The 26,251-nt window shown below is 72.7% G+C and carries 22 protein-coding genes; 21 read left to right on the forward strand and 1 reads right to left on the reverse strand.

Features of this window, described 5'->3' with window-relative positions:
* Positions 1-334 precede the first annotated feature (334 nt).
* Positions 335-853 carry a hypothetical protein gene (locus ACFV1L_RS20525; RefSeq protein ID WP_380367731.1) on the forward strand — a complete coding sequence of 173 codons (519 nt, stop codon included), beginning with the start codon at positions 335-337 and terminating at the stop codon, positions 851-853.
* Positions 854-914: 61 nt separating this feature from the next.
* On the opposite strand, the gene ACFV1L_RS20530 is transcribed toward ACFV1L_RS20525, so the two are convergent.
* Positions 915-2,462, reverse strand: a complete 1,548-nt coding sequence (locus ACFV1L_RS20530) for a glycosyl hydrolase family 18 protein (protein ID WP_380367732.1) — start codon at positions 2,460-2,462, stop codon at positions 915-917.
* A gap of 157 nt (positions 2,463-2,619) precedes the next feature.
* On the opposite strand from ACFV1L_RS20530, the gene ACFV1L_RS20535 reads away from it, so the two are divergent.
* The 20 genes from ACFV1L_RS20535 (at position 2,620) to ACFV1L_RS20630 (ending at position 26,242) form a co-directional block, all read left to right on the forward strand.
* Positions 2,620-4,011, forward strand: a complete 1,392-nt coding sequence (locus ACFV1L_RS20535; protein ID WP_380367733.1) for a bifunctional folylpolyglutamate synthase/dihydrofolate synthase — start codon at positions 2,620-2,622, stop codon at positions 4,009-4,011.
* 6 nt (positions 4,012-4,017) lie between these two features.
* Positions 4,018-4,371 carry a DUF4233 domain-containing protein gene (locus ACFV1L_RS20540; RefSeq protein WP_380367734.1) on the forward strand — a complete coding sequence of 118 codons (354 nt, stop codon included), beginning with the start codon at positions 4,018-4,020 and terminating at the stop codon, positions 4,369-4,371.
* Positions 4,372-4,453: 82 nt separating this feature from the next.
* Positions 4,454-4,867 carry a nucleoside-diphosphate kinase gene (gene ndk / locus ACFV1L_RS20545; RefSeq protein ID WP_035862756.1) on the forward strand — a complete coding sequence of 138 codons (414 nt, stop codon included), beginning with the start codon at positions 4,454-4,456 and terminating at the stop codon, positions 4,865-4,867.
* A 363-nt stretch (positions 4,868-5,230) separates the two neighbouring features.
* Positions 5,231-6,256: a rod shape-determining protein gene (locus tag ACFV1L_RS20550; RefSeq protein WP_035871794.1), complete on the forward strand. Its 1,026-nt coding sequence runs from the start codon at positions 5,231-5,233 to the stop codon at positions 6,254-6,256.
* Positions 6,257-6,335: 79 nt separating this feature from the next.
* Entirely contained in the window at positions 6,336-7,271 is a 936-nt protein-coding gene (gene mreC / locus ACFV1L_RS20555; RefSeq protein WP_380367736.1) for a rod shape-determining protein MreC, read from the forward strand.
* The gene (gene mreD / locus ACFV1L_RS20560) at positions 7,271-7,918 is read left to right on the forward strand and encodes a rod shape-determining protein MreD (protein ID WP_380367737.1); all 648 of its coding nucleotides are present in this window, start codon (positions 7,271-7,273) and stop codon (positions 7,916-7,918) included. Before mreC ends, mreD begins: the two co-directional genes overlap by 1 nt.
* Positions 7,919-7,939: 21 nt before the next feature.
* On the forward strand, positions 7,940-10,177 hold the full coding sequence (mrdA, locus tag ACFV1L_RS20565; protein WP_380367738.1) for a penicillin-binding protein 2: 2,238 nt from the start codon (positions 7,940-7,942) through the stop codon (positions 10,175-10,177).
* Between the two features lie 32 nt (positions 10,178-10,209).
* Complete coding sequence (gene rodA, locus ACFV1L_RS20570) at positions 10,210-11,376, forward strand: rod shape-determining protein RodA (protein ID WP_380367847.1); 1,167 nt, start codon at positions 10,210-10,212, stop codon at positions 11,374-11,376.
* An 84-nt stretch (positions 11,377-11,460) separates the two neighbouring features.
* On the forward strand, positions 11,461-13,389 hold the full coding sequence (locus tag ACFV1L_RS20575; RefSeq protein ID WP_380367739.1) for a TIGR03960 family B12-binding radical SAM protein: 1,929 nt from the start codon (positions 11,461-11,463) through the stop codon (positions 13,387-13,389).
* Positions 13,390-13,503: 114 nt separating this feature from the next.
* A complete protein-coding gene (locus tag ACFV1L_RS20580) occupies positions 13,504-14,124 on the forward strand; it encodes a hypothetical protein (protein WP_380367740.1) in 621 nt (206 codons plus the stop codon).
* 133 nt (positions 14,125-14,257) lie between these two features.
* On the forward strand, positions 14,258-15,031 hold the full coding sequence (locus tag ACFV1L_RS20585; protein ID WP_380367742.1) for a TIGR03936 family radical SAM-associated protein: 774 nt from the start codon (positions 14,258-14,260) through the stop codon (positions 15,029-15,031).
* A gap of 363 nt (positions 15,032-15,394) precedes the next feature.
* Positions 15,395-18,754 carry a ribonuclease E/G gene (locus ACFV1L_RS20590; RefSeq protein ID WP_380367743.1) on the forward strand — a complete coding sequence of 1,120 codons (3,360 nt, stop codon included), beginning with the start codon at positions 15,395-15,397 and terminating at the stop codon, positions 18,752-18,754.
* A 237-nt stretch (positions 18,755-18,991) separates the two neighbouring features.
* Positions 18,992-19,309: a 50S ribosomal protein L21 gene (rplU, locus tag ACFV1L_RS20595; RefSeq protein ID WP_380367745.1), complete on the forward strand. Its 318-nt coding sequence runs from the start codon at positions 18,992-18,994 to the stop codon at positions 19,307-19,309.
* Positions 19,310-19,348: 39 nt separating this feature from the next.
* Complete coding sequence (gene rpmA / locus ACFV1L_RS20600; RefSeq protein ID WP_014135732.1) at positions 19,349-19,606, forward strand: 50S ribosomal protein L27; 258 nt, start codon at positions 19,349-19,351, stop codon at positions 19,604-19,606.
* Between the two features lie 102 nt (positions 19,607-19,708).
* The gene (gene obgE, locus ACFV1L_RS20605; RefSeq protein ID WP_380367747.1) at positions 19,709-21,169 is read left to right on the forward strand and encodes a GTPase ObgE; all 1,461 of its coding nucleotides are present in this window, start codon (positions 19,709-19,711) and stop codon (positions 21,167-21,169) included.
* A gap of 178 nt (positions 21,170-21,347) precedes the next feature.
* The gene (proB, locus tag ACFV1L_RS20610) at positions 21,348-22,484 is read left to right on the forward strand and encodes a glutamate 5-kinase (protein WP_380367749.1); all 1,137 of its coding nucleotides are present in this window, start codon (positions 21,348-21,350) and stop codon (positions 22,482-22,484) included.
* Positions 22,485-22,563: 79 nt separating this feature from the next.
* Complete coding sequence (locus ACFV1L_RS20615) at positions 22,564-23,040, forward strand: hypothetical protein (RefSeq protein ID WP_380367750.1); 477 nt, start codon at positions 22,564-22,566, stop codon at positions 23,038-23,040.
* 72 nt (positions 23,041-23,112) lie between these two features.
* Positions 23,113-24,429, forward strand: a complete 1,317-nt coding sequence (locus tag ACFV1L_RS20620; RefSeq protein WP_380367752.1) for a glutamate-5-semialdehyde dehydrogenase — start codon at positions 23,113-23,115, stop codon at positions 24,427-24,429.
* A gap of 80 nt (positions 24,430-24,509) precedes the next feature.
* A complete protein-coding gene (locus ACFV1L_RS20625) occupies positions 24,510-25,079 on the forward strand; it encodes a hypothetical protein (RefSeq protein ID WP_380367754.1) in 570 nt (189 codons plus the stop codon).
* 101 nt (positions 25,080-25,180) lie between these two features.
* On the forward strand, positions 25,181-26,242 hold the full coding sequence (locus tag ACFV1L_RS20630; protein WP_380367755.1) for a hypothetical protein: 1,062 nt from the start codon (positions 25,181-25,183) through the stop codon (positions 26,240-26,242).
* The last annotated feature ends 9 nt before the right edge of the window (positions 26,243-26,251 follow it).

A 26,251-nucleotide genomic window follows, 5' to 3' on the forward strand; every position in this document is an offset into this window, starting at 1 on the left:
CCGCCGCGGCACAACCCCCCCCGAACCCCCCCCAGCGGGCGCCGCCCCCCCGGGCTGCCCCGGGAGTCAGGCGGCCCCCCCCCCCCCCCCGGGGGGGGCGGCGGCCCTTCGCCATTTCCCGAGTCGGCGGGGACGGTCTGTCAATTCCCTTGGCCGCGCGTCGCCGTAACGGTTTCGCTCCGGCTATTCGTCCGGCATTCCCGGCAATTGAGCGACAGCGGCAATGGGATTGCATTCCGCCGCCGACCGGTCGTGTTCAGCCGACTTCGTACACCGGATGTGTACGGTGGGCGAAGTTCCCATTCGGGCGGGGCAGCGAACGGAGGGCGCGCACATGGTGGTGACCAGGGAGTTGGCCGACGAACTTCCGATGGAAGAGGTGGAGGCGGCCAAGGCCCGGGCGGCGACCCTGCTGCTGGCATTCCGGCACGGAAACCAGCTCGCCTTCGACGCCGAACTCGACCTGCTGCTCGCCGAGAACGCCGAGCGCGAGGTGACCACCCTGCTGGTGTGGATCGCGGCCGAGGCGGTCCGCAAGGCCTACGCCCCCGACGTCGCCGACCGGGTGCTGCGCGGCCTCGCCCGGCGCGCCCCGTACGGCACCGCCGAGGTCGCCGTGGACGAGGAGGCGGCCGGCGCCGCGATGCTGCTGGAGGCCGTCGCCGACGGCGACGTCACCGCCGTCCGCGCCCTGGTCGCCGGCACGCCCGACACCACCTACCTGCTGGGCGGCCTGGTGCAGGCGGTGGCGATGATGCTGCCGCTGCTGCCGGAGGGCGAGGCCGACGAGATCGCCGCCGAACTCCGCCGCCGGCACGCCGGACGGCTGCCCACACCCCGCTGCACGTCTTGACGGATCGTCACTGCTGACCCGGCGCGGGAGCCCCCGCGCCGGGACCGGAACCGTCGTGCCGTTACGGCATGGCGTGCAGGTGGGAGCCGACGGTGTTCGCGATGCCGCCGCCGGCGAGGGCGTCCCAGTTGGTGGACCAGGTCATCGCGCCGCCGATGCCCGGCCAGGTCCTCGCCGGCTTGAACGAACCGCAGTTGGTGCCGGAAGCCAGGCAGTCCAGCGCCGCGTTCACGGTCGCCGGGCCGGTGTAGCCGCCGCCCGCCGCGCTGGTGGAGGCGGGCACCCCGAGGCCGACCTGGCTCGGGTCGAGGCCGCCCTGCAACTGGATGCAGGCCAGGCCGGTGAGGAAGTTCTCGGTGCCCTGCGAGTACACCCCGCCGTCGCAGCCGAGCATCGCACCGGAGTTGTAGTACTGCATGTTGACGATGGTCAGGATGTCCTTGGTGGCCAGCGCCAGCTTGAAGTACTCGGTGCCGGTGGACTGCATGTCGATGGTCTGCGGGGCCATGGTGAGCACGAACCCGGAACCCACCTTGGCGGCCAGGGTGTGCAGCGCCTGCGCCATGTAGGTGGCGTTGACGCCGTTCTCCAGGTCGATGTCGATCCCGTCGAAGCCGTACGTCTGGATCAGGCCGTACGCGGAGTTGGCGAAGTTCGCCGCCGCGGCCGAACTCGCCACCGACACGGTGCCGTTCTGCCCGCCGACCGAAATGATCACCTTCTTGCCGGCCGCCTTCTTGGCCGCGATGTCGGCCTTGAACTGGGCCTCGGTGTAGCCGTTCAGCTTGGCCGACAGCGCCGGGTCCAGGGTGAACGAGATCGCGCCCTGGGTGGCGGTGGCGTCCGCGAAGGCGACCGCGATGATGTCGTACGCCGCCGGCACGTCGCTGATCCGCTGCGGGGTCGCGCCGTTGTAGAAGTTCTGCCAGTAGCCGGTCAGCCGGTGCTTCGGCCCGGGCGGCGGCGGAGTGCTGCCCGAGCTGCTGGGCGACGGCGACGTCGAGGTGGACGTCGAGGGCGACGGCGAGCCGGAGCCGGACGGCTTCGGCGACACCGAGTTGCCGACCGAGGCGGACGGGCTGGGCGAACCGGTGCCCGGGCCGACCAGCGAGACCTTGTCCACCAGGTACGCGGACTGGCCGTACCAGCCGTGGAACCAGACCTGCACCGAACCGGTGGACGCGCCCGTGGTGAAGGTCGAAGTGAGCGTGTTCCAGCCGGTGTTGGAGCTCCAGGTGGACGGGTCGGTGCCGCCGGTGCCGGTGGCGCCCAGGAACACGTACGAGCCCTGCACCACGGCGGTCAGGGTGTACGTCGAGTTGGGCAGCACGGTGACCTGCTGGCTGCAGTTCGCGTAGTCCGCGCCGGCCGGCGCGCCCTGGAGGTCCCAGCCGGTGGCGGAGTTGTTGACCGGGGTGACGGTCGGGCCGCAGCTCCACGGGGCGAGGTGGTCGCCGGTCGAGAAGTCGCCGTTCCGGATCACGTCCACGTCGGCGGCGGTGGCCGTCCCGGTGCCGGTCAGCACCATGCCGACCAGGGCCAGGGCGGCCGCCAGCAGTGCGGCGAGCAGGGCCCGCGCGCCGCGCGGGGGACGATGTGGTGCACGCATGCCATCTCCATGTGGGGGAGTGTCGATGGGAGTGCGGTGCGGGGAGCGAGTCACACGGTGGACTGGACCAATTCGGGTGTCAAGAGGGCCCGGGCCGGTTCGCGGCCCCCCGGGGTGGCCGTCGGGGACGGGCGTGCGGAGTCCTTAGACTGGCCTGGTGAGCGACAAGGCCGAGCCCAACCCCTACACCGTCCGTCCCGCCGACGCCGGCGGCACCGACTCCGAACTGCGCGCCGTCGAGGCGGAACTGGCCACCCGCTGGCCGGAGAACAAGCTGGAGCCCTCGCTCGACCGGATCGAGGCGCTGATGGACATCCTCGGCCAGCCGCAGCGCTCCTACCCGTCCATCCACATCACCGGCACCAACGGCAAGACCTCCACCGCCCGGATGATCGAGCAGCTGCTCGGCTCCTTCGAGCTGCGCACCGGCCGCTACACCTCCCCGCACGTGGAGTCGGTCACCGAGCGGATCAGCCTGGACGGCGCGCCGATCAGCCCGGAGAAGTTCGTCGAGACCTACCGCGACATCGAGCCCTACGTCCGGATGGTCGACGCGGCGCAGCCGGTCGCGATGTCCTTCTTCGAGGTGCTCACCGGCATGGCGTACGCGGCCTTCGCGGACGCCCCGGTGGACGTCGCGGTGGTCGAGGTCGGCATGGGCGGCTCCTGGGACGCCACCAACGTGATCGACGCGCAGGTCTCGGTGATCACCCCGATCGGACTGGACCACACCGACAAGCTCGGCGACACCACCGGCAAGATCGCGGTCGAGAAGTCCGGCATCATCAAGCCGGGCGCGCTGGCCGTGGTCGCCCAGCAGCAGCTGGACGCCGCCGAGACCATCCTGCGCCGGGCCGTCGAGGTGGACGCCACGGTCGCCCGGGAGGGCATGGAGTTCGGCGTGCTGCGCCGAGAGGTCGCCGTAGGCGGCCAGCTGGTGACCCTGCGCGGCCTCGGCGGCCACGAGTACCAGGACCTGTTCCTGCCGCTGCACGGCGACCACCAGGCGCAGAACGCGGCCCTCGCGCTGAGCGCCGTCGAGGCCTTCTTCGGCGTCGGCCAGGGCGGCGCCGAGCACCTGGACGAGGACAAGGTCCGGCAGGCGTTCTCCGGCGTCTCCTCGCCGGGCCGGCTGGAGGTCGTCCGGCGCAGCCCCACCGTGATCCTGGACGCCGCGCACAACCCGCACGGCGCGCAGGCCGCCGTCAACGCGCTCGGCGAGGCGTTCGGCTTCACCAAGCTGGTCGGCGTGATCGGCACCAGCGGCGACAAGGACGTCACCGGCCTGCTGGAGGCGTTCGAGCCGATCCTCGCCGAGGTCGTCATCACCCAGAACTCCACCCACCGCGCGATGCCGGTCGACGAGCTGGCCGCGCTGGCCGTCGAGGTGTTCGGCGAGGACCGGGTGCAGGTCGAACCCCGGCTGGACGACGCCATCGACGCCGCGGTCACCCTCGCCGAGGAGGAGGACCTCGGCGGCGCCGGCGTCCTGGTCACCGGCTCGGTCATCACGGTGGGCGAGGCGCGCCTGCTGTTCGGAAGGAAGTAGCCGCCGATGCGCACCCTGTGCTCCTCCACCCTGATCGGCGAGGCCCTGCTGATCATGTTCGCCGGCCTGGTCGCGATGAAGCTGACCGACGTCGGCGCCGGCACCATCTGGGCGGTCAGCGGCGTCGCCATCCTGCTGTGCGTGCTGCTCTGCGGCGCGATCACCCGCCCCGGCGCGGTCTGGGTCGGCTGGGCGCTGCAACTCGCCGTGCTGGCCAGCGGCTTGGTGCTGCCGACGATGTACGCCTTCGGCGTGGTGTTCGGCGGCCTGTGGTGGTGCTCGGTGCACTACGGCCGCAAGATCGACGAGTTCAAGGCGCAGCGCGCCGCGGCCGAGCAGGCGGCCCCGGCGGGCGCCTGAGCGGGCTGTGGGCGGGGGCGGCCGTCGGGCCGGGTAGTGTCAGGTGCACACACCGCACCTTCACGACCTCAGGAGCCGCCCCGTGTCCCAGCGCACTCTCGTCCTGCTCAAGCCCGACGCCGTGAAGCGCGGCCTGGCCGGCGAGATCATCAGCCGGATCGAGCGCAAGGCCGGGTGGCGCTTCGCCGCGATGGAGCTCCGCACCTTCGACCGCGGCACTCTGGAGCAGCACTACGCCGAGCACGTCGGCCGGCCGTTCTACGAGCCGCTGCTGGAGTTCATGACCTCCGGCCCGTCGATCGCGCTGATCGTCGAGGGCGAGAACGTGATCCCGGGCATCCGCGCGCTGGCCGGCGCCACCGACCCGCTGCAGGCGGGCGCGGGCACCATCCGCGGCGACTACGCGACGATCACCCGCGAGAACCTGATCCACGCCTCGGACTCGCCCGAGTCGGCCGAGCGCGAGATCAAGATCTTCTTCCCCTCGCACGCGTGAGGCTCCCCCCGCGCGCCTGAGTTCCGGGCGCACGCGTGGGGATCCGGTGAGGATTCCGCGCTCCCGGTGCCCCTGCTTCGGCAGGGGCACTTCGCCCAACTGGGCGTTCATCCTCAAATCACGGAACCCTGCTCGCCGACACGGCGTCCCAATCCCAGGAGAAGCCGACCGGTCCCCGGAGAATGGGCGGCACGCCGTGCCCGCCGCCCGAACCGCCCGCCGTGACTACGATGGACCTCAACTCACGGGCCCGGAGCGGCTGCTCAGCCGCCGTCAGCCCTGCCCGGGCGCGCGCGGCCGGCTCTCACTCCCCGCCCTTGATCCGATACTCGGGAAGGCACTCGACATCCCATGGCGAACAACCTGTCGTTCCTCGGCCGGGACCTGGCGATCGACCTCGGCACCGCGAACACACTGGTGTACGTCCGGGGCAAGGGCATCGTGCTGAACGAGCCGTCGGTGGTCGCGGTGAACACCAACACCGGCGGAATCCTCGCGGTGGGTGCCGAGGCCAAGCAGATGATCGGCCGCACCCCCGGCAACATCGTGGCGATCCGCCCGCTGAAGGACGGCGTGATCGCCGACTTCGAGATCACCGAGCGGATGCTGCGCTACTTCATCCTGAAGATCCACCGCCGCCGCTACCTGGCCCGCCCGCGGGTCGTGGTGTGCGTGCCCTCCGGCATCACCGGCGTCGAGCGCCGCGCCGTGGTGGAGGCCAGCATGCTGGCCGGCGCCCGCCAGGTGCACATCATCGAGGAGCCGATGGCCGCCGCGATCGGCGCCGGCCTGCCGGTGCACGAGCCGACCGGCAACATGGTCGTCGACATCGGCGGCGGCACCACCGAGGTCGCGGTGATCTCGCTCGGCGGGATCGTCACCGCCCAGTCCCTGCGGGTGGCCGGCGACGAGCTGGACAACGCGATCGTCCAGCACATCAAGAAGGAGTACAGCCTGCTGCTGGGCGAGCGCAGCGCCGAGCAGATCAAGATGTCGATCGGCTCCGCGTTCGGCCTGGAGGGCGAGAAGGACGAGCACGCCGAGATCCGCGGCCGCGACCTGGTCTCCGGCCTGCCGAAGACCGTGGTGATCTCCGCCGCCGAGGTCCGCGAGGCCATCGACGAGCCGGTGAACTCGATCATCGACTCGGTGAAGACCACCCTCGACCAGTGCCCGCCGGAGCTGGCCGGCGACGTGATGGACCGCGGCATCGTGCTCACCGGCGGCGGCGCCCTGCTGCGCGGCCTGGACGAGCGGCTGCGCCGCGAGACCGGCATGCCGGTGCACATCGCGGAGAACCCGCTCGACTCGGTGGCCCTGGGGGCGGGCAAGTGCGTCGAGGAGTTCGAGGCACTGCAGCAGGTACTCGACGCCCAGCCGCGTCGCTGAGAAGACAACCAACTGAACAACGGACTGAGCTGATGGACCGGTTGAAGGACAGTCAGCACGAAGGGGCGGCAGCGGCACCGTGAGGGACACCAGAGAGAGTCGACTACTGCTGGTCCTGCTGGTCGCGGTCGCCTTCGCCCTGATCACCGTCGACATCAAGGGCGGCCAGGACTCGCCGCTCGGCGCCCCGCGCCGGGCGGCCGCCTCCGTGCTCGGCCCGGTGGAGAACGCCGCCGCGGGCGCCGTCGACCCGGTGGCCGGCTACATCAGGGCGATCCGCGACGCCAGCACCCACCAGCAGCGGCTCGACCAGATCACCCGCGAGAACACCGACCTGCGCCAGAAGCTGGCCTCCTCGGACGCCGCCGCGGGCCGCACCAAGCAGCTGGACGACATGCTGCGCACCGCCGGCACCGGCGGCTACACCGTCAAGGCCGCGCAGGTGATCGCCATCGGCGCCGCCCAGGGCTTCTCCTGGACCATCACCATCGACGCCGGCAGCGACGACGGCCTGACCCGGGACATGACCGTCATCGACGGCCAGGGCCTGGTCGGCCGGATCACCACCGTCGCCCCGACCACGTCCACCGTGCTGCTGGCCTCGGACCCCGGCTTCACCGCCGGCGTCCGGCTGGAGGGCAACAACGAGATCGGCTTCGCGGCCGGTCAGGGCGCCTCGCCCATGCGGATCGAACTGCTGAACGGCCGGGCCCAGGTGAAGGCCGGCGACCGGCTGGTCACCTTCGGCTCGCAGAGCGGCCGCCCGTTCGTCCCCGGCGTCCCGGTCGGCACCGTCAAGGAGGTGCAGGCCACCCCGGGCCAGCTCACCAAGACCGTCCTGGTCGAGCCGTACGTGCAGTTCACCCGCCTCGACCTGGTCGGAGTGGTGGTCGTCCCGCCGCGCACCGACCCGCGCGACGCGGTGCTGCCGCCGGTCCCCGCCGCCTCCTCCGGCGCCGCGGGCAACCCGCAGGCGCCGATCGCCGCCGCACCGCCCACCACCGGGAGGAACTGATGTTTCGTCCGTCTCGGATCCTGCTCTCCGCCGTCCTGCTGGTGCTCGCCCTGGTGATCCAGGTCAGCATCCTCGGCCGGCTCCAACTGCCCGGCGCCACCCCGGACCTGCTGATGCTGGTGGTGGTCGGCCTCGGCCTGGTGTACGGCTCCACGGGCGGCTGCCTGGTGGGCTTCGCCGCCGGCCTGCTGGCCGACCTCGCCCCGCCGTCCGACCACGCCGTCGGCCGGTACGCGCTGGTGCTGTGCCTGGTCGGCTACGGCGCCGGCCTGCTGCGCCCGGAGGCCGGCCGGCAGCGCTCCGCGGTCGGCGCGATCGGCGTGGTCGCGGTCGCCGCGGTGGTCTCCACCCTGCTGTACGCCACCGTCGGCGCCCTGGTCGGCGACACCGCGGCCCGGCACGTCGGCCTCACCGGCCTGGTGTTCAGCGCCCTGCTGTACGACGTGCTGCTGGCCCCGTTCACGGTGCCGCTGGTGATGCTGCTGGCCCGCCGCTTCGACGGCGACCGGGTGGTCAACGAGACGGTGCGCGGCGCGGACGGCGGCTCCGGCCTCGGCGCGCTGGCCCGCTACCGGACCACCCGGGCGGCCTCGCCCACCCCCTCGTTCAAGAAGAAGCGCGCGCTCGGCCTCGCCAAGCGCCCCTGAGTCGGGACGGAGCCCGCGCACGTGAGCAACATTCCCGAGACCGGCCGCAGCCGGCGGGTGACGATCCGGCTGGTGGTGCTGCAGGTCCTGGTGCTGTCGCTGCTGGCCACCCTCGGCGGCCGGCTGTGGTACCTGCAGATCCGCAACGGCAAGGAGTTCACCGCCAAGGCCCAGGGCAACCACATCCGCGAGGTGGTGGAGCCCGCGGTCCGCGGCGAGATCCTGGACGCCTCCGGGCGGATCCTGGCCGGCAACGAGACCAAGCTGGTCGTGTCGGTGTCCCGCACCGCGCTGATGCAGCAGAAGGACCGCGGCAAGGCGGTGCTGGCCCGGCTCGCCGACGTCCTCGGCGTGCCCGCCGACGAGGTCAGGAACAAGGTCCGGCTGTGCGACGCCAAGACCCCGCAGCCCTGCTGGAACGGCTCCCCGTACCAGCCGATCCCGGTCACCCAGCAGGCCACCACCCAGCAGGCGATGCAGATAATGGAGCGCCGCGAGGACTTCCCCGGCGTCACCGCCCAGCCCACCGCGCTGCGCCGCTACACCGGCGCCGAGGGCGCCAGCGCCGCCCAGATCCTCGGCTACCTCTCGCCGGTCACCGACGAGGAGGTCACCAAGACCGCCGACAAGGCCGGCCGTGAGCGGCGCCTGCCGTCCGACCAGATCGGCCGGGCCGGCCTGGAGTCCGTCTACGACGACGACCTGCGCGGCACCACCGGCGTCGACCGGCTGGAGGTCGACAACCTCGGCCGGGTGATCGGCAGCGCCGGCACCACCCCCGCGCAGCCCGGCAACAACCTGGTCACCTCGATCGACGCCCGGGTGCAGAAGGTGGTCGAGGACCAGCTCAACCAGGCCATGGTCGAGGCCCGCAAGGTGTACGACAAGGAGACCAGCCGCAACTACATCGCCGACTCCGGCGCGGCCGTCGTGATGGACGTGCACACCGGCCGGATCGTCGCGATGGCCAGCGCCCCCACCTACGACCCGAACCTGTGGGTCGGCGGCATCTCCGCCAAGGACTACGAGGCGCTGAACAGCAAGGACTCCAACTACCCGCTGATCAACCGCGCCATACAGGGTCAGTCCGCCCCCGGTTCGACGTTCAAGGTGATCTCCACCACCGCCGCCGTGCAGGCCGGCTACGACCTCAACGGGCGCTACCCCTGCCCGAAGTCGCTGGTCATCGGCGGCCGCGAGTTCAAGAACTTCGAGTCCGAGCAGTTCGGCGACATCACGCTGGAGAAGGCCCTGGAGGTCTCCTGCGACACGGTGTTCTACGGCCTGGCCTACGACCAGTGGATGAAGGACGGCGGCCTCAAGCCCAAGAAGGACGCCCAGGACTGGTTCTTCAAGACCGCCCACGAGTTCGGCCTCGGCGCCAAGACCGGCATCGACCTGCCCGGCGAGGTCGCCGGCCGGGTCCCCGACCGGCAGTGGAAGCAGTCCTACTACGACGCGATGAAGCAGTCCTGGTGCGACCAGGCGGCCAAGGGCGGCCACGAGTACGCCGACGAGATCGCCCGCGAGAACTGCGCCGACGGCAACCAGATGCGCGCCGGTGACATGGTCAACTTCGCGATCGGCCAGGGCGACACCCTGGTCACCCCGCTGCAGATGGCCCGGATCTACGCGGCGCTCGCCAACGGCGGCACCCTGTACCGGCCCTCCATCGGCAAGGCGATCGTCAGCCCCGACGGCACCCTGGTGCGCGACATCGCCCCGCACGAGGACGGCAAGATCCCGGCCCAGGGCCAGCTGCTCGACTACATCGACCAGGCCACCGCCGGCGTCATCACCAGCGGCACCGCCGCCTGGAAGTTCACCGGCGCCGGCTGGCCGCAGGGCAAGATCGAACTGCACGCCAAGACCGGCACCGCCGAGGTCGCCGGCAAGCAGACCACCTCGTGGCTGACGACCTACAGCAAGGACTACGCGGTCGTCATGACGATAAGCCAGGGCGGCACCGGCTCCGGCGGTTCCGGCGACTCCGTGCGCCGGATCTACCAGGCGCTGTACGGCGTCGACGACAAGGGCAACATCGACAACGGCAAGGCGCTGCTCCCGCAGCCGCAGGCCCAGCTGCCCAAGTTCAACCCGGACGGCACCGCGATCATCCCGACCTCGTACACCTACGAGGGCACCCCGTCCTTCCTGGACCCGGCCCGCCCCGCGCAGGCCGACCCGGGCACCGCCGTGGCGCTGGCCGCGCTGGTGCCCAACCGGAGCGGCGGCAGCCACGGAAGGGGCCGGTCGTGACCTCCTCCTACGGCTCCTACCGCTCCGTCCGGCTGACGCCCCGGCGCTCCTCGCTGTCGCGGGCGCTGGCCAAGGACTCCCCGCTGCGCCGACTCGACTGGATCATGATCCTGGCGGCGCTGGCGCTGTCCCTGATGGGCTCGCTGCTGGTCTGGTCCGCCACCCGCGGCCGCGACTCGCTGACCCACGGCGACCCGCAGTACTTCCTGTACCGGCACCTGACGAACCTGCTGATCGGCATCGGCCTGTGCGTCGCGGTGATCGTGCTGGGCACCCGGCGGCTGCGCACGGCGGTGCCGTTCGTCTACCTGGCCGTGATCCTCATGCTGTTCGCGGTGCTCAGCCCGCTGGGCTCCACCATCAACGGCGCGCACTCCTGGATCCAGTTCGGCGGCGGCTTCTCCATCCAGCCCGCCGAGTTCGCCAAGCTGGCGATCGTGCTCGGGATGGCCGTGGTGCTGTCCGCCCGGGTGGACGCCGGCGAGCGCGAGTTCCCGCCCACCCGCAGCGTGCTGCAGGGGCTGGCGGTCGCGGCGTTCCCGATGGCCGTGGTCATGCTGATGCCCGACCTCGGCTCGGTGATGGTGATGGCCGTGATCACCCTGGGCGTGCTGATGGCCTCCGGCGCCGCCAACCGCTGGACCTTCGGCCTGCTGGCGGGCGGTGCGGCCGGCGCCGTCGCGGTGTGGCAGCTCGGCATCCTCGACCAGTACCAGATCGACCGCTTCGCGGCGTTCGCCAACCCGGCGCTCGACCCGGCCGGCGTCGGCTACAACACCGCCCAGGCCCGGATCGCCATCGGCTCCGGCGGCCTGACCGGCATGGGCCTGTTCCACGGCACCCAGACCACCGGCCAGTTCGTGCCCGAGCAGCAGACCGACTTCGTGTTCAGCGTGGCCGGCGAGGAACTCGGCTTCATCGGGGCCCTGGTGATGATCGGCCTGCTGGGCGTCATCCTGTGGCGGGCCTGCCGGATAGCGCGTCAGGCCACCGACCTGTTCGGGACGATCCTGGCGGCCGGCGCGGTCACCTGGTTCGCCTTCCAGGCGTTCGAGAACATCGGCATGAACCTCGGCATCATGCCGGTCGCCGGCATCCCGCTGCCGTTCGTCTCCTACGGCGGCTCGTCGATGTTCGCGGTCTGGATCGCGATCGGGCTGCTGCAGTCCGTGCGCTCCCAGCGACCGATAGCGATATAGCGGCACCACGGTGCGAACCAGTGACCCTCGGGGCTCGGCTACCCTTGAGGGTCACTGCTTTTTCTGCCGTAAAGGTCCTTGCGCATGACTGTCGAATCGGTCTTCCCACGCCTGGAGGCCCTCCTCCCGCACGTCCAGAAGCCGATCCAGTACGTCGGTGGCGAGCTCAACTCGACCGTCAAGGACTGGGACGCCTGCGACGTCCGCTGGGCGCTGATGTACCCGGACGCCTACGAGGTCGGCCTGCCCAACCAGGGCACGATGATCCTCTACGAGGTGCTGAACGAGCGCGAGGGCGTCCTCGCCGAGCGCAGCTACAGCGTCTGGCCCGACCTCGAAGCGCTGATGCGCGAGCACGGCGTCCCGCAGTTCACGGTCGACGCGCACCGCCCGATCAAGGCGTTCGACGTGTTCGGCCTGTCGTTCTCCACCGAGCTCGGCTACACCAACATGCTGACCGCGCTCGACCTGGCGGGCATCCCGCTGAACGCGGCGGACCGCACCATGGACGACCCGGTCGTGCTGGCCGGCGGCCACGCCGCGTTCAACCCCGAGCCGATCGCCGACTTCATCGACGCCGCCGTGATCGGCGACGGCGAGCAGGCCGTCCTCGACATCACCGACATCGTCCGCGCCTGGAAGGCCGAGGGCCGCCCCGGCGGCCGCGACGAACTGCTGCTGCGCCTCGCCAAGACCGGCGGCGTGTACATCCCGCGGTTCTACGACGTCGAGTACCTGCCGGACGGCCGGATCGGCCGCGTGGTCCCCAACCGTCCGGGCGTGCCGTGGCGGGTGTCCAAGCACACCGTCATGGACCTCGACGAGTGGCCCTACCCGAAGCAGCCCCTTGTCCCGCTCGCCGAGACCGTGCACGAGCGGATGTCCGTGGAGATCTTCCGCGGCTGCACCCGCGGCTGCCGCTTCTGCCAGGCCGGCATGATCACGCGCCCCGTGCGGGAGCGAAGCATCACCGGCATCGGCGAGATGGTCGAGCGCGGCCTGAAGGCCACCGGTTTCGAGGAGGTCGGCCTGCTGTCGCTGTCCTCCGCGGACCACTCCGAGATCGCCGACATCACCAAGGGCCTCGCCGACCGGTACGCCGAGGACAAGGTCGGCCTGTCGCTGCCGTCCACCCGGGTCGACGCCTTCAACATCGACCTGGCCAACGAGCTGTCCCGCAACGGCCGCCGCTCCGGCCTCACCTTCGCCCCCGAAGGCGGCTCCGAGCGGATCCGCAAGGTCATCAACAAGATGGTGTCCGAGGAGGACCTCATCAACACGGTGGCCACCGCGTACGGCAACGGCTGGCGCCAGGTGAAGCTGTACTTCATGTGCGGCCTGCCCACCGAGACCGACGAGGACGTGCTGCAGATCGGCACCATGGCGAAGAACGTCATCGCCAAGGGCCGCGAGGTCACCGGCACCAACGACATCCGCTGCACGGTCTCCATCGGCGGTTTCGTCCCCAAGCCGCACACCCCGTTCCAGTGGGCGCCGCAGCTGTCCGCGGAGGCCACCGACGAGCGGCTCACCAAGCTCCGCGACTCGATCCGCGGCGACCGCAAGTTCGGCAAGAACATCGGCTTCCGCTACCACGACGGCAAGCCCGGCATCGTCGAGGGCCTGCTCTCCCGCGGTGACCGCCGCCTCGGCGCCGTCATCCGCGCCGTCTACGAGGACGGCGGCCGCTTCGACGGCTGGCGCGAGCACTTCTCGTACGACCGCTGGATGGCCTCCGCCGAGAAGGGCCTGGCCGGCACCGGCGTCGACGTCGACTGGTACACCACCCGCGAGCGCACCTACGAGGAGGTCCTCCCCTGGGACCACCTCGACAGCGGTCTCGACAAGGACTGGCTCTGGGAGGACTGGCAGGACGCCCTCGAAGAGGTCGAGGTCGAGGACTGCCGCTGGACCCCGTGCTTCGACTGCGGCGTCTGCCCGCAGATGGACACCCACATCCAGGTCGGCCCCACCGGCAAGAAGCTCCTCCCGCTGACGGTCGTCAACAACTGACGTACCCGCAGCCGTCGTTGCCCCCGTCGCACCCGGTGCGGCGGGGGCTTCGCGCTGGACGGGGGAACGGCACGGTCTACCATCGGTCGATCGTTCGGACGGGGAGTGGCAGCGGTGGAGCAGCGGCAGCAGCGGGGCGGCGACGGGTGCCTGGTGGCGGTGGTGCGGCCGGTGGTGGTGGCGGTCGTGGTGCCGCTGCGGCTGCTGTGGGAGCTGGTGGTGCTGGTCGCCCGGGGGATCGGGTGGCTGTGCGACAAGGTCCTGCTGTGGCCGCTGCGGATGCTGTGGCGGTACCTGCTGGAGCCGCTGCTGAGGTGGCTGGTCGTCATACCCCTGCGATGGCTGTGGCGTTGGGTGCTGCGGCCGGCGCTGGAGGGGCTGTGGCGCTACGTGCTGGCGCCGATCGGGCGCGGGGTGCGGGCGGTCGCGGTCGGCTTCGGCAGGGTGGTGGCCTGGCTGGCGTACTACCTGGTGGCGGTGCCGGTCCGGGCGGTGTGGCGCTGGGTGCTGGTGCCGCTCGGCAAGGCGTTCCACTACGGCCTGTGGCGGCCGGTGCTGTTCCCGGTGCTGCGCGCGCTGTGGCTGGCGTTCGTGTGGGCGTGGCGGATCGGCGGCCGGATCTGGCGGTTCACCGTGGTGCGTCCCTGCCGCTGGGTGCGCCGCGAGGTGTGGTGGCCGGTCAAGGCGGAGATCCGGCGGGTCGCCCGGGAGGTACGCCGGGCACTGCTGGGCTGAGCCACCGCGTACCCTTGGAACGACAGAGTCCGGCCGGAGCCGCAAGCGGTGCGAGGCCGGACGGGGACACACTGACGAAGGACTGAGCTCCCTGGCACGCCGCACGCCCGACGGACCGCCGCCCGCGCCGACGGTGCAGCGCATCCGTCTGCGCTACACCAAGCGCGGCCGTCTGCGCTTCACCAGCCACCGGGACTTCCAGCGGGCGTTCGAGCGCGCGCTCCGCCGCTCGGCCGTCCCGATGGCCTACTCCGCGGGCTTCACCCCGCATCCCAAGGTCTCCTACGCGAACGCCGCCCCCACCGGCACCGCCAGCGAGGCCGAGTACCTGGAGATCGGCCTGGCCGCGCCCCGCGACCCGGAGGCCCTGCGCCGCCAGCTCGACGAGTCGCTGCCGCCCGGCCTGGACATCACCGACGCCGTCGAGGTCCGCACCAGCAACTTCGTGGAGCGGCTGGAGGCCTCCGAGTGGCTGCTGCGCCTGCCCGGCGTGGAGCCCGAGCAGGCCGCCAAGGCCGCCGCCGCGTTCCTGGCCGCCGAGACGGTCGAGGTGCAGCGCATGACCAAGAACGGTCTGCGCACCTTCGACGCGCGCGCCGCGGTCGCCGCCCTGGAACTCCTCCCGGACGGCGCCCCGCAGGTCGGGATCGGTGACGACACACTCACCGACGGTGCGGACGATGTTCGTACGGGTGCTCCCTGTGCGATACTGCGCCTGGTAGTACGACACGCCACACCCGCCGTACGACCCGACGACGTATTGTCCGGTCTCCGTTCGACGGCCGACCTCGCGCCGCCGGTCCCCGCAGAGGTGACCAGGCTGGCGCAGGGGCCGCTCGACGAGCAGACCGGCACGGTGACCGACCCGCTGGCGCTCGACCGCGCCGCGGCCGAGGTCGGCCGGTAGGCCGCCCCGCCGCGCGCAACCGCCGTCCGCCGAGTGGGCGGGAGCGCAGGCACGGAGTCCGACTCCGGGCCTGCGGCTCCCCGGCCTCCGCGGCTCCCCAGGGGAGCGAGCGTCGTCGCGCGCAGGCCCGGCCACCCTCGGCCAGGCCCTTGAAAACTGAGAAGACTGGTCAGACCAGAAGACTTTTCGACTCCCCGCGCCGTGCGGGGGTCGAGCGAGACTACGAGCCCCTGTGCGGCCTCGCGTCCGAACGACGGCACCGTGGGAGCCGGAACCGCCCGAACAGGCGCGGCCGGCTGGTGAATGCGGTGGCACGTCGTGCCCGGATGCGGAGCCCGGGGGCCTGACGGGAGACACACCCGCATGCTCGAAAACACCGAACCGCAGTCCGCTGCGGCCGACCACACCGACGACGGCGCCTCCGCCGCCCCGCCGCGCCGCCGGCGCCGGGCGGTCTCCCGCCCGGCCGGCTCCCCGCAGGGCGCCGCCGGCGAGAGCGCCGAGACCGTCGTCGCCGCCACCCCGGCGAGCGCCGAGGAGCCGCCGGCCGCCGAGGCCCCGGCCGAGCCCGCCGCCGAGAAGCCCGTCCGGGCCCGGCGCACCCGCAAGCGCGCCGAGTCCCCGGCCGGTACGCCGGAGACCACCGCCGCCGAGCCGGTGGCCGAGGAGCCCGCGGCCGAGCCGGCCGTCGAGCCGGTCGCGGAGGAGAAGCCCGCCCGGGCCCGCCGGGCGCGCAAGCGGGTCTCCGCGCCCGCCCAGAGCCCCGCGCCCGTCGAGGAGCCGGTGGCGGAGGAGCCCGCCGCCGAGGAGGCCGTCGAGGAGCCCGCGGCCGAGCCGGCCGTCGAGGAGCCCGTGGCCGCCGCCGAGCCGCCGCGCGCCCGTCGCCGTGCCGTCCGGCCGTCCACCGCGATCTTCCAGGCCCCGGTGTTCCAGGAGCCCGCCGCCACCGCGCCCGCCGCCAAGGCCGCCGTCAAGGCCGAGCCGGCCCAGGCCGCCGCGCCGCAGGACGAGGCCGAGGACGAGGAGTTCGAGTACAGCGGAGTCGGCCGCCGTCGCCGGGTGCGCACCGCGGTGCGCGTCCAGCAGGGCGGGAAGGGCGCCAAGGCCGCGAAGGCCGCCGCCCAGCCGGCGAAGCCCGCCCAGCCCGCCCAGCCCGTGAAGGCCGCCCAGCCGGTGCAGGCCGAGGCCCCGGCCGAGGTCGAGGCGCCCGCCGCCGGCCCGGAGCAGGACTCGGAGTGGGAGGAGGACGGCCGGCCGTCCCGCCGCCGCCGCCGGGGCGGCCGTCGCCGCCGCCGCGGTGACGCCGAGGACGCCCACGAGTCCGCCGAGGGCGCCGAGGCCGTCGAGGCCGAGGCCGAGGACGCCCACGAGGAGCCCGAGGCCCAGGACGCCCACGACGAGGGCGAGGACGACGGCGAGGACGACCTGGCCGCCGGCCTGTCCTCCTCGCGCCGTCGCCGTCGCCGTCGCCGCCGCAGCGGCGAGGGCGGTGCCGAGCAGGCCGAGACCACCGAGGACGGCGTGCGCACCGTGGTGAAGGTCCGCGAGCCGCGCCGCCGCTCCACCGAGCCCGCGTTCGACCCGGACGAGGTGCAGTCGATCAAGGGCTCCACCCGCCTGGAGGCCAAGAAGCAGCGCCGCCGCGAGGGCCGTGAGCTGGGCCGCCGCCGCGTCCCGATCATCACCGAGGCCGAGTTCCTGGCCCGCCGCGAGTCCGTCGAGCGGGTCATGGTGGTGCGTCAGACCGGCGCCCGCACCCAGATCGGCGTGCTCGAGGACGGCGTGCTCGTCGAGCACTACGTCAACAAGGAGCAGGCCACCAGCTACGTCGGCAACGTGTACCTGGGCAAGGTGCAGAACGTGCTGCCGTCGATGGAGGCCGCGTTCGTCGACATCGGCAAGGGCCGCAACGCCGTGCTGTACGCCGGCGAGGTCAACTTCGGCGCGCTCGGCGGCCACAGCGGCCCGCGCCGGATCGAGTCGGTGCTGAAGTCCGGCCAGTCCGTGCTGGTCCAGGTCTCCAAGGACCCGATCGGCCACAAGGGCGCCCGCCTGACCAGCCAGATCTCGCTGCCCGGCCGCTACCTGGTGTACGTGCCCGAGGGCTCGATGACCGGCATCTCCCGCAAGCTGCCGGAGAACGAGCGGGCCCGCCTCAAGCAGATCCTCAAGAAGATCGTCCCGGACGACGCGGGCGTGATCGTCCGCACCGCTGCCGAGGGCGCCTCCGAGGAGGAGCTGACCCGCGACGTCCAGCGCCTCCAGCAGCAGTGGGAGGAGATCCAGAAGAAGGCCGCCTCCGGCAACGCCCCGGCGCTGCTCTACGGCGAGCCCGACATGACCGTCCGAGTGGTCCGCGACATCTTCAACGAGGACTTCACCAAGGTCATCGTCAGCGGCGCCGACGCCTGGAGCACCATCCACGACTACGTCTCCAACGTCGCCCCCGACCTCACCGAGCGCCTGCAGAAGTGGACCTCGGACGTCGACGTGTTCGCCACGTACCGGATCGACGAGCAGCTGATGAAGGCGCTGGACCGCAAGGTCTGGCTGCCCTCCGGCGGCTCGCTGGTGATCGACCGGACCGAGGCGATGGTCGTCGTCGACGTCAACACCGGCAAGTTCGTCGGCCAGGGCGGCAACCTCGAGGAGACCGTCACCCGCAACAACATCGAGGCGGCCGAGGAGATCGTCCGCCAGCTGCGGCTGCGCGACCTCGGCGGCATCATCGTGATCGACTTCATCGACATGGTGCTGGAGTCCAACCGCGACCTGGTGCTGCGCCGCCTGCTGGAGTGCCTGGGCCGCGACCGCACCAAGCACCAGGTGGCCGAGGTCACCTCGCTCGGCCTGGTCCAGATGACCCGCAAGCGGGTCGGCCAGGGCCTGCTGGAGTCCTTCTCCGAGCCCTGCGTGCACTGCAACGGCCGCGGCGTCATCGTCCACATGGACCAGCCGCACAGCCACGGCGGCGGTACCCCCGCCGCCGGTGCCACCGGTGCGGGCGAGGGCGGCGGCAAGCGCCGCCGCCGGGGCCGCGGCGGGGCCGGCCAGGCCGAGGCGGAGACCGTGGAGACGGTCGAGAGCGTCGAGCCGGCCGAGGCCGAGGAGCTGGAGCCGATCGAGGAGCCGGTCGAGGTCGTGGAGGCCGCCGAGGCCGTCGTGGCCGAGCCGGTCGCGGTCGAGGAGCCGGTGGCCGCCGAGCCGGTCGCCGAGGAGAGGCCGAGCCTGGTGGAGATCCCGCCGACCGCGGCGCCGGCGGGTCGCACCCGGCGGCGGGCGGTGCGCAAGGCCACCGCTCCGGCCGGCGCGTCCGGCGAGGCCGAGATCGTGGTGCTGCAGGCCCGCGCCGAGGCCGCCATGGAGGCCGCGCTGAGCGCCGCGGAGAAGTCCGCCGCGGAGCAGGCGCCGGCCGCTGGGACGGCCGAGGCCGCCGTCGCGGAGGAGCCCGCGACCCAGGCCGCCGCGGCGGTCGAGGCCGAGCAGCCCGCCGAGGTTGAGCAGCCCGCCGAGGCGGAGGAGCCGGCGCCGAAGAAGCGGGCCGCCCGCAAGACGGCCGCCAAGACCACCGCGAAGAAGACCACGGCGGCCAAGAAGACCGCGGCGAAGAAGACCACCGCCGCGGCCGCCAAGAAGACCACCGCCCGCAAGACCGCCACCAAGCGGACCAGCGCGGCGGCCAAGAAGGCCGCGGCCGCCGAGGGTGACGGCGCCGCAGAGTGAGCCCATGGGGCCGGGAACGCCGCAACCGCGGCGGTCCCGGCCCCGGGAACGGCCCGGTTTGTCTTCGGATGGACCGGTCCGTATTCTTGACCCTCGGCGTGTTGACGCCATGCTCCTGAGCACCTCACCTCCCGGGCGGGAGCCGGTTCCGGCTCTTTCCTCGGGGGAGGCGGCCTGTGTCCATACCCAGGCTGCTGGCATCCGGAGTTCCGACCGAGTTAGGAAAGCAGGTACCGCATGTACGCGATCGTTCGCGCCGGCGGCCGCCAGCACAAGGTCGCCGTGGGCGACGTGCTGGAGATCGACCGTATCGAAGCCAAGCCGGGTGACTCGGTCGAGCTCTCGACCATCCTCGTCGTCGACGGTGACTCCGTCACCTCCGACCCGTGGGTGCTCGGTGGCGTGAAGGCTCACGCCGAGGTCGTCGACCAGACCAAGGGCGACAAGATCGTCATCCTGCGCTACAAGAACAAGACCGGCTACCGCCGTCGTCAGGGCCACCGCCAGAAGTACACCGCGGTGCGCATCACCAGCATCGACTCGGTCAGCAAGTAATCACACTCGCTGCGGTCTTCCTAGAAAGGGGATAGCCAGATGGCACACAAGAAGGGTGCGAGTTCCACTCGCAACGGTCGTGACTCGAACGCCCAGCGCCTCGGCGTGAAGCGCTTCGGCGGTCAGGTCGTCTCCGCCGGCGAGATCATCGTCCGCCAGCGCGGCACCCACTTCCACCCGGGTGCGAACGTCGGCCGTGGCGGCGACGACACCCTGTTCGCGCTGACCGCGGGTGCCGTGCAGTTCGGCAACCGTCGCGGCCGCAAGGTCGTCAACATCGTGGCCGTCGAGGCCTGAGTCTGTACAGACTCGCTGTGAAGGGTGGGCCGGGACTAACCGGGCCCACCCTTCGTGCTTTACCAGCAGGACCACTTTTCTCTTCGCACTGGAGGCAGACACATGACCACCTTCGTGGACCGCGTCGAACTGCACGTCGCCGCGGGTAACGGAGGCCACGGCTGCGCCTCCGTGCACCGCGAGAAGTTCAAGCCGCTCGGCGGCCCCGACGGGGGCAACGGCGGCGAGGGCGGCTCGGTGACGCTGGTGGTGGACTCGCAGGTCACCACCCTGCTCGAGTACCACCACTCGCCCAAGCGCAAGGCCACCAACGGCAAGCCCGGCGCCGGCGGCCACCGCACCGGCGCCGACGGCCAGGACCTCGTGCTGCCCGTCCCGGACGGCACCGTCGTCCTCGACCGCAAGGGCAACGTGCTGGCCGACCTGGTCGGTCACGGCACCACCTTCGTCGCCGCCCAGGGCGGCCGCGGCGGCCTCGGCAACGCCGCGCTCGCCTCCGCCCGCCGCAAGGCCCCCGGCTTCGCCCTGCTCGGCGAGCCCGGCGAGGCCCGCGACATCGTGATGGAGCTCAAGTCCGTCGCCGACGTCGCGCTGGTCGGCTACCCGAGCGCCGGCAAGTCCTCGCTGATCTCGGTGCTCTCCGCGGCCAAGCCGAAGATCGCCGACTACCCGTTCACCACCCTGGTCCCCAACCTCGGTGTGGTGACCGCCGGTTCGACCGTCTACACGATCGCCGACGTGCCCGGCCTGATCCCCGGCGCCAGCCAGGGCAAGGGCCTCGGCCTGGAGTTCCTGCGGCACGTCGAGCGCTGCGAGGTGCTCGTCCACGTCCTCGACTGCGCCACCCTGGAGCCGGGCCGCGACCCGCTCACCGACCTGGAGACCATCGAGGACGAACTCGCCCAGTACGGCGGCCTGGAGGACCGGCCGCGGCTGGTCGCCCTGAACAAGGTCGACGTCCCGGACGGCCAGGACATCGCCGACCTCACCCGGGCCTCCCTGGAGGAGCGCGGCTACCGCGTCTTCGAGGTCTCCGCGCTCGCCCACAAGGGCCTGCGCGAACTCTCCTTCGCCCTGGCCGAGATCGTCTCCGCCGCCCGTGCCGCCAAGCCCGTCCAGGAGAACACCCGCATCGTCATCCGGCCGACCGCCGTGGACGACGCCGGCTTCACCATCGAGGAGGAGGACGGCGCGTACCGCATCCGCGGCACCAAGCCCGAACGCTGGGTCCGCCAGACCGACTTCGCCAACGACGAGGCCGTCGGCTACCTCGCCGACCGGCTCGCCCGCCTCGGCGTCGAGCAGGAGCTCTGGAAGGTCGGCGCGAAGGAGGGCGACACCGTCATCATCGGCCCCGACGAGAACGCCGTCGTCTTCGACTGGGAGCCCACCATGGCCGCCGGCGCGGAGATGCTCGGCCGCCGCGGCGAGGACCACCGCTTCGAGACCCAGCGGCCCGCGGTCGACCGCCGCCGCGAGCGCCAGCGCGGCCGCGACGCCGCGGAGCAGGAGTACCTGGACTTCGAGGCGCTCAGCTCGGGCCGCGACCAGCTGGAGCAGTAAGGGCTGACGGAGCACCACCAGGGGCGCGTGGGGCACCTCCCGGCCGGCCAGGGCCGGGGAGGTGCCCTGCGCGCCTCCGGCTTCGGGCCCTCTCGCGTCCTGGACGGATTTCGTCACCCGTGATCCGGCTCGCTACATTTCGGGCGTACAGGACGTCGGGACGGAAAGGTCGGGACTGATGGTGGATCAGTTGCTCCGCGAGGAGGTCGTCTCGGCGCGGCGGATCGTGGTGAAGGTCGGATCGTCCTCGCTGACCACGGCCGCCGGCGGGCTGGACGCGGACCGGGTGGACGCCCTGGTGGACGCGCTGGCGAAGTCGCGGGCGGGCAAGGACGCGCCGGAGATCGTGCTGGTCTCCTCCGGCGCGATCGCCGCCGGCCTCGCGCCGCTCGGCCTGGAGAAGCGGCCCAAGGACCTGGCCCGGCAGCAGGCGGCCGCCAGCGTCGGGCAGGGCCTGCTGGTGGCCCGTTACACGGCGTCCTTCGCACGGTACGGGGTGCGGGTCGGGCAGGTGCTGCTGACCGCCGAGGACGCCAGCCGGCGGGCGCACTACCGCAACGCGTTCCGGACGCTGGAGCAGCTCCTGACGATGGGTGCGATGCCGATCGTCAACGAGAACGACACGGTGGCCACCGCCGAGATCCGGTTCGGCGACAACGACCGGCTGGCGGCGCTGGTGGCGCACCTGGTGCGGGCCGACCTGCTGGTGCTGCTGTCCGACGTGGACGGCCTGTACGACGGGGACCCGTCGAAGCCCGGCTCCAGCCGGCTCGACGTGGTGCGCGGCCCGGAGGACCTGGCGGGCGTGGAGGTCGGCAGCGCCGGCAAGGCGGGCGTCGGCACCGGCGGGATGGTGACCAAGGTGGAGGCGGCCCGGATCGCCACCGGCGCGGGCATCCCGGTGGTGCTGACGGCGGCCAGCCAGGCGGCCGACGCGCTGGCCGGCCGGCCCACCGGCACGCTGTTCCTGCGGACCGGCAGCCGCTCCGCGGACCGGCTGCTGTGGCTGGAGCACGCCTCGTCGCCGCGCGGCGCGCTGACCCTGGACGACGGCGCGGTGGCGGCCGTGGTGCACGGCGGGAAGTCGTTGCTCCCGGCCGGGGTGACCGGGGTGGAGGGGGAGTTCGTCGCCGGGGATCCGGTCGACCTTCTTGGCGAAAACGGTCACATCGTCGCCCGCGGACTGGTCAACTTTGATGCGAGGGAGTTGCCCCGTCTGCTCGGCCGGTCCACGCGAGAACTGGCCCAGGAGCTCGGCGCGGCGTACGAACGCGAGGTCGTCCACCGCGACGACCTGGTCGTGCTGCGCGGCTGAGCGCGGGCGGCGGGGCCGGTACGGGGGGTGGGAGCAGCGGGCCGGGGGGCCCGCGCGACACGCTGAATGGAGGCCGTCGGTGGTTCGCAGGCGGGAGGAAGCGCTGCCGGGCCGGAGGCCGGAGCGGCGGCTCACCAGCATCGAGGGCGGCCGGGGCGCGGAGGAGCAGGAGCCGGAGCAGGAGCAGGAGCCGGACGGCGGGCAGGAGCCGGAACAGGGCCGGCTGTGGCACGTGGTGCTGAGCGTGGCCGGGGCGGCGACGCCGCTGCCGGAGCTGCGGACGGCACTGGAGAAGCTGGCGCACGACCACTCGTTCTTCCTGACGGCCCGTTACGCCGCCGACCACGCCGAGGTCCGGTACTGGGAGGAGGCCCGGGACCTGCACGACGCGGCGGCGATCGCGCTGCGGCTGTGGGGCGAGCACCGGGTCAGCGCGAAGCTCCCGGCCTGGGAGATCGTCGGGCTGGAGGTGGTGGACCGCCCGACCTACCACAAGCGGGTCGCGGAGGGCTTCGCCGGTCCGCCGCCGCGGCTGGGCGGGGTCTACCCGTACTGACCTCCCGGGGCGACGTCTCAGCGGGCGAAATGTGCGGCGGGACGGGCCGGTGCGCTCGCTAGGCTTGGGGCCATGAGCGACCTCACCGCCACCGCCGACAGCCCCGTCCTCGCCGCCGCGCGCCGTGCCCGGGAGGCGGCCGCCGCCCTGGCCCCAGTGCCGCGTTCGGTGAAGGACGCCGCGCTGCTGGCGATCGCGGACGCGCTGGTCGCCCGGTCCGCGGAGATCACCGCCGCCAACGCCGAGGACGTCGCCCGGGCCCGCGAGGCGGGCACCGCCGAGTCGGTGATCGACCGGCTGACGCTCACCCGGGACCGGATCGCGGCGATCGCCGCCGACGTCCGCAGCGTGGTCCAACTGCCCGACCCGGTGGGCGAGGTGGTGCGCGGCTACACCCTGCCGAACGGCCTGGACGTGCGCCAGGTGCGGGTGCCGCTGGGCGTGGTCGGCATCATCTACGAGGCCCGGCCGAACGTCACGGTGGACGCCGCGGCGCTCTGCCTGAAGTCCGGCAACGCGGTGCTGCTGCGCGGGTCCGGCTCCGCGTACCGGTCCAACACGGCGCTGGTGGAGGTGCTGCGCGCGGCGGTCGCCGGGGCGGGCCTGCCGGCCGACGTGATCCAGCTGGTGCCGGGGGAGAGCCGCGAGTCGGTGCAGCAGCTGATGCGCGCCCGCGGCCTGGTCGACGTGCTGATCCCGCGCGGCGGCGCCTCGCTGATCCGCACCGTGGTCGAGGGCTCCACCGTCCCCGTGATCGAGACCGGCACCGGCAACTGCCACGTGTACGTGGACGCGCAGACCGACCTGGCGATGGCCGTCGGCGTGCTGCTCAACTCCAAGGCCCAGCGGGTCAGCGTCTGCAACGCCGCCGAAACCCTGCTGGTGCACCAGGACGTCGCGGACGCCTTCCTGCCGCTCGCGCTGGCCGCCCTCGCCGAGGCGGGCGTCACCGTGCACGGCGACGACGCGGTGCTGAAGGCCGCCGAGGGCACCGGCGTGACGGCCGTCCCGGCGACCGAGGAGGACTGGGGCACCGAGTACCTGTCGCTGGACCTGGCAGCCGCCGTGGTGCCCTCGCTGGAGGCCGCCGTGGACCACATCCGCCGCTGGTCGTCCGGTCACACCGAGGCCATCGTCACCACCTCGCAGGCCGCCGCCCGCCGCTTCACCCAGCTCGTCGACTCCACCACGGTCGCCGTCAACGCCTCGACGCGGTTCACCGACGGGGGCGAATTCGGCTTCGGCGCGGAGATCGGCATCTCCACCCAGAAGCTGCACGCCCGCGGCCCGATGGGCCTGCCGGAGCTGACCAGCACCAAGTACATCGTCACCGGCGACGGGCACGTGCGCGGCGAGGCCCGGCAGACCGTCGGCGGCCTCGACGGCTGACCGCGGCGGCCGCGGAAACCGGCCCGACCCGATCGGCCCGACCCACAGACAAAAGCCCCGCCCGGTAATACATTGAATCCGTGGCTGAGGATGTGGGGGGCTCGCCGTACTCCGACGGCGCCGACCACGGTGGTGCGGACGACGAGTTCGCCACCGTGGTCTTCGACGAGAGCTTCGTCCGCTCCGCCGCCGTGCACGAGCCGAGCGCCCGGGAGCGGCAACTCGCCGCCGCCGAGACCAGGTTCGAGCCGGAACAGGCCGGAGCCGCCCGGAGCTACGAGTTCACCTCCGGGGGCGAGGTGCTGCCGCTCGAGCTGCGCCCGCTGCCCGGCGGACTGGACGAGGACCGCTTCTACCCCGACCCGTGGTCCGGCGGCGACCGGCAGCACCGGCGCACCCGCCGCTCGCCGCTGCGCGCCTTCGACCCGCTGCGCGGCGGCTCGGTCGCCCAGCAGCGCTGGCACCGGCCGGTGGCCTGGGTGCTGGCCGTGGTGATGGGCGTCGGCGTGGTCGCGCTGGCGGTCGCCGCCGTGTACCGGGGCGTCGGCAACGCCCCCGAGTCGCCGGCCCGGCCGTCCAGCGGGAGCAGCAGCCCCGGCGCCGCGCCGTCGGCGCGGCCCTCGGCGCTCGTCGCCGTCCCGGCGGGCTGACGGCCACCGCCGGCGGGCCCCGGTGCGCGACTGCTCTCCGTGGCGCTCCCGTTACGTCCGCGCCCCTCGTCGCGGGCGGCGGCCGAGCCTACCCTGGTGTCATGGGTGACCCGCGCGAGCCTCCCGAGGGCACGCCCGAGGGCGGTTCGAACGACGACGAGTTCCGGTCCGTCGTCTTCGACGAATCGTTCGTGAAGGCTGCCCGGATCCAGGAGCTGTCCGCGCAGGAGCGGCTGGCCGGCGCGTTCGGACGGGCCACCAGGATCCGCGGCTGGGGCTGGTTCGGGTCGCTGCCCCGGCAGGCCGTGGTGCTCCTGCTGCTGGTGGCGATCGCGTTCGCCGCCGCCGTCTACTTCGGTGTGAGCTCGCCCCGCGGCCAGGTCGCGGCACCGAGCGGCGCCCAGCTGACCGCCGCCGTCACCCCGCTCAGCCCGTCGGGCACGGTCAGTGCCGTGCCCGACGCCGCGCACCCGTTCGCCGCGCTGCCCGCGGGCTACGCGGACGGGGCGGCCGGGTTCGGCCTGCCGAACGCCTCGTCCACCGCGCACTTCTCGGCGTCCGACGTGCAGCGCGCCCTGGACGCCCTCCAGCACTACCTGGTGGCCTCCGAGCTGAACCCCGCCGTCCTGACCGCCAACGAGACCGGCCTGGTCCGCGAGCTGATCACGGCCGGCGAACTCGCCCAGTTCGACGACAGCGTCAACGCGCCGCGCGACGACCAGCACCACGACGCCACCGGCTGGATGGTGCGCTTCGACCCCGGCCAGATCGCGCTGGCCACCGACACCGTGAAGGTCGCGGGCAGCGCCCGGGTCGCCGAGGCCGATCCCAACACGCTGGAGCTCACCGCCGACGACACCCTGGTCTACGCACTGCGCCCGGCCGGCACCACCAGCGACCCCTCGGTCAGCCTGTACGCGGTGCGCCGCGCGGTGCGCGTCGACATCGACCGGGCCGACCTGGACGCCGGACGCGTCCGGGTGGTCGACTCCGACGTCCAGGCCGGGCCGACCAACTGCGGTGCCGTGCAGAGCGATTACCTGCAGCCGATCCTGGCGACCGCCGCGGGCGTCCGGTCGAGCACTCCGCCGGCCGTGAACCCGTCCGACCACGGCCGGCCGGCCTGGCAGAGCTGCGGAGCGCTCGGGCCGATCACCGGCTGACCCGGCCCG

This window comes from Kitasatospora sp. NPDC059646 (assembly GCF_042734615.1).
In the GTDB taxonomy this organism is placed as follows: Bacteria; Actinomycetota; Actinomycetes; order Streptomycetales; family Streptomycetaceae; genus Kitasatospora.

Coding starts and splice junctions, on each gene's coding strand:
- ACFV1L_RS20525 (WP_380367731.1), top strand. CDS start 335: ATGGTGGTGACCAGGGAGTTGGCCGACGAACTTCCGATGGAAGAGGTG.
- ACFV1L_RS20530 (WP_380367732.1), bottom strand. CDS start 2,462: ATGCGTGCACCACATCGTCCCCCGCGCGGCGCGCGGGCCCTGCTCGCC.
- ACFV1L_RS20540 (WP_380367734.1), top strand. CDS start 4,018: ATGCGCACCCTGTGCTCCTCCACCCTGATCGGCGAGGCCCTGCTGATC.
- mreD (WP_380367737.1), top strand. CDS start 7,271: ATGTTTCGTCCGTCTCGGATCCTGCTCTCCGCCGTCCTGCTGGTGCTC.
- ACFV1L_RS20575 (WP_380367739.1), top strand. CDS start 11,461: ATGACTGTCGAATCGGTCTTCCCACGCCTGGAGGCCCTCCTCCCGCAC.
- ACFV1L_RS20590 (WP_380367743.1), top strand. CDS start 15,395: ATGCTCGAAAACACCGAACCGCAGTCCGCTGCGGCCGACCACACCGAC.
- rplU (WP_380367745.1), top strand. CDS start 18,992: ATGTACGCGATCGTTCGCGCCGGCGGCCGCCAGCACAAGGTCGCCGTG.
- rpmA (WP_014135732.1), top strand. CDS start 19,349: ATGGCACACAAGAAGGGTGCGAGTTCCACTCGCAACGGTCGTGACTCG.
- obgE (WP_380367747.1), top strand. CDS start 19,709: ATGACCACCTTCGTGGACCGCGTCGAACTGCACGTCGCCGCGGGTAAC.
- proB (WP_380367749.1), top strand. CDS start 21,348: ATGGTGGATCAGTTGCTCCGCGAGGAGGTCGTCTCGGCGCGGCGGATC.
- ACFV1L_RS20620 (WP_380367752.1), top strand. CDS start 23,113: ATGAGCGACCTCACCGCCACCGCCGACAGCCCCGTCCTCGCCGCCGCG.
- ACFV1L_RS20630 (WP_380367755.1), top strand. CDS start 25,181: ATGGGTGACCCGCGCGAGCCTCCCGAGGGCACGCCCGAGGGCGGTTCG.